Origin of the sequence: Hansschlegelia beijingensis (assembly GCF_045505405.1) — a bacterium.
Classification (GTDB): Bacteria; Pseudomonadota; Alphaproteobacteria; order Rhizobiales; family Methylopilaceae; genus Methylopila; species Methylopila beijingensis_A.
Genome location: NZ_JBJKEX010000370.1, coordinates 1 through 2,970, shown reverse-complemented (window position 1 = coordinate 2,970; position 2,970 = coordinate 1). Strand labels below are relative to the sequence as shown.

The 2,970-nt window shown below is 70.7% G+C and carries 1 protein-coding gene and 1 pseudogene; one reads left to right on the top strand and one right to left on the bottom strand.

Translation table 11 applies throughout. The annotated features are described in order from the left end of the window. Window positions 1–2,273: SDR family NAD(P)-dependent oxidoreductase (locus ACIKT0_RS16140; protein WP_407106381.1), on the top strand; the 2,273-nt coding region annotated here is incomplete at its 5' end. A 74-nt stretch (window positions 2,274–2,347) separates the two neighbouring features. Here the strand turns inward: ACIKT0_RS16140 and ACIKT0_RS16135 are convergent. Beyond that, window positions 2,348–2,809 (bottom strand): annotated as a pseudogene (locus ACIKT0_RS16135) (DUF459 domain-containing protein); the annotation flags it as partial. Between the last annotated feature and the right edge of the window lie 161 nt (window positions 2,810–2,970).

Genomic DNA, 2,970 nt, shown 5'->3' with positions numbered 1-2,970 from the left:
AACCCCTTGAGCTGCATGCGATGCTGATCCTTCGCAAACGGCTCGAGCTTCACCGTCCAGGCGTCGACACCCGCGTCGCCGTGCTCGAATCCGGCCGCGACGGCGGCCTCGACGACCTGTCCTGGGTCGCCGCGCCGGCCCTCGACCCTGCCGAGGGCGAGGTCGCGATCGATGTCTCCGCGGTCGGCCTGAACTTCCGCGACGTGATGTGGGCCCTCGGCCTGCTGCCCGAAGAGGCGCTCGAGGACGGCTTCGCCGGCCCGGGGCTCGGCATCGAATGCGCCGGCGTCGTGACCGCCGTCGGGCCGGGCGTGAAGCGCTACCGGGTCGGCGACCGCGTCGTGGCGTTCGCGTCCGGCGCCTTCGCGTCGCGCGTCGTGACGTCTGAAACCGCCGTGGCCCCGCTGCCGGACTCGATCAATTTCGAGGAAGGCGCGACGATCCCGGTGTGCTTCCTCACCGCCTATTACGCGCTCCAGCATCTCGCTCAGCTGCGGCGCGGCGAGTGGGTGCTGATCCATGGCGGCGCCGGAGGCGTCGGCCTGGCGGCGCTGCAGATCGCGCTCTGGAAGGGCGCGAAGGTCATCGCGACCGCGGGCTCCGACGAGAAGCGGGACCTGCTGCGCGCGCTCGGCGCGACGCACGTCCTGTCGAGCCGCAGCCTGGAGTTCGTCGACGAGGTGAAGAAGCTCACCGGCGGCGAAGGCGTCGACGTGGTGCTGAACTCGCTGTTCGGCGAGGCGATGGAGCGCTCCCTGAGCGTGCTCCGCCCCTTCGGCCGCTTCCTTGAGCTCGGCAAGCGCGACTACTACGCCAACAGCCGTCTCGGGCTTCGTCCGTTCCGCCGCAACATCAGCTATTTCGGGATCGACGCCGACCAGCTGCTGATCCACCGCGGCGATCTCGGCCAGCGCCTGTTCGGCGAGTGCATGAAGCTGTTCGACAAGGGCGTGTTCGCGCCCCTGCCCTACCGGGCCTATGAGGCGAACGACATCGGCGACGCCTTCCGGCTGATGCAGCAGTCCGGTCATGTCGGCAAGATCGTGGTCCGGCCGCTCGACCCCGCCGAGCTCGGCGAGACCAGGCCGCCGGCCTTCCGCGCGGCCGAGGGCGCGCATGTGCTGGTCGGCGGACTTGGCGGCTTCGGGCTCGCGACCGCCGAATGGCTGGTGGCCAACGGGGCCGACTGGATCGCCCTGATCGGCCGCTCCGGCGCCTCCACCCAGGCCGCCCGGGACGGCGTCGCCCGCATCGAGGCGGCCGGCGCCAAGGTCAAGGTGTTCGCCTGCGACGCGGCGGACGCCGCCGCTCTGGAGAAGGCGCTCGACGAGACCCGCCGCGACCTCGGCCCGATCGGCGGAGCCTGGCACGTGGCCATGGTGCTCGACGACGCGCTGCTCGCCAATCTCGACGAGGCGCGCTTCGAGGCGGTGCTGCGGCCGAAGATCGACGGCGCGCATGCGCTCGACAGGCTGACGCGGCAGGATCCGGTGAAGCAGTTCGTGGTCTATTCCTCGGCCACGACCGTGATCGGCAATCCGGGCCAGTCCAACTACGTCGCGGCCAATATGTGGCTCGAGTCGCTGGTTCGGGTGCGTCGGCGCGAGGGGCTTCCGGGCCTCGCGATCGCCTGGGGCGCGCTCGGCGACGTGGGCTACCTGGCCCGCACCGGCGAGGTGAAGGAGAAGATCCAGAAGCGTCTCGGCCACCAGACGCTCTCGGGCGCTGAGGCGCTGGAGGGACTCGGCCGCGTGCTCGCGCATGATGACCTTCGCCTCGAGACCGCGGTGATCACGATCGCCCCGCTCGACTGGGGCGCGGCGCGGCGCGATCTCGCCTTCCTGGCGTCGCCGATGTTCGCCCAGGTGGTGGCCGGCGCCGAGATGGGGCCGCAGGATTCCGTCGAGACGATCGACCTCGCCGCGCTCGTCCGCGGCAAGGACGCCCGCGAGGCGCGCGACATCGTGGCGGAGATCCTCGCCGGCGAGGTCGGGCGCATCCTCAAGCTGCCGGCCAAGGAGATCTCTCCGCAGCGGCCGCTCGCCGAACTGGGGATGGACTCGTTGATGGGTCTCGAGCTGCGGATGAGCGTCGAACGTCGCTTCGACATCGAGCTGCCGCTCGTGGCGATCGGCGACTCGACGACGCTGACCACGATCGCGCAGTCGATCGTCAGCCGCATCCATGAGCCGGACGCCGGCGCCGACGGGGGCTCGGTCAACGCCGACCTCGCGCCGATCATCGCGTTCGGATCGGTGGTCGAGGGCCGGTAGACCTTGCGGATCTCGCGCTCGACGTAATGCGCCAGCTTGCGGGCGCCGGCCCGCGAGAAATGCACCCCGTCGTCGAGCCTCAGCCGGCCGATCTGGCCGTCGAGTTGCGGCCCGTCCGCCATATAGGCGCCGTCCTCGTCGACGAAGCCCTCCCAGACGTCCACATAGGTTCCGCCTGCGGCCTCCACGCGCTCCTTGATCAAGGTGTTGAGCGCGGTGTGATCGGCGCTTGCCTTGCGGCTCTCGCTCGGCGCGAGGCCCACCCAGTAGACCGGGATCTTCTTTTCCCTGAAGGGCGCGAGCAGCGCGTTCACCCGCTCGCCATAGCGCTTGGTCCACTCGTCGGAGAGCGGCGCGGCGTGCCGCATGTCGACGAAGGGCTGCCGGTCGTTCACGCCGACGTCGATCACCGCGAAGGTGATCTGCTCGGACTCGACCGCCTTGCGGGCGTCCGCGACGACGTCGAAATAGTCCGCGCGCACGAGGCCGGCGTTCGCCTTGACGTGGCGGCGGACCACGAGGCCCGGCGCGTCCACGAAGGCTTCCTCCAGCCCGCCGGCGAGCTCGTCGGCGACGGTGTCGCCGAACACGGCCACGAAGGTGTCGGGGGCGACCTTGGGCAACGCCACCACGTTCGGCGGCAGAGGGGTCCTGGCGGGCTCGGCCGGAGGCCTGCTGCGCCGGACGGTCCTGCGCT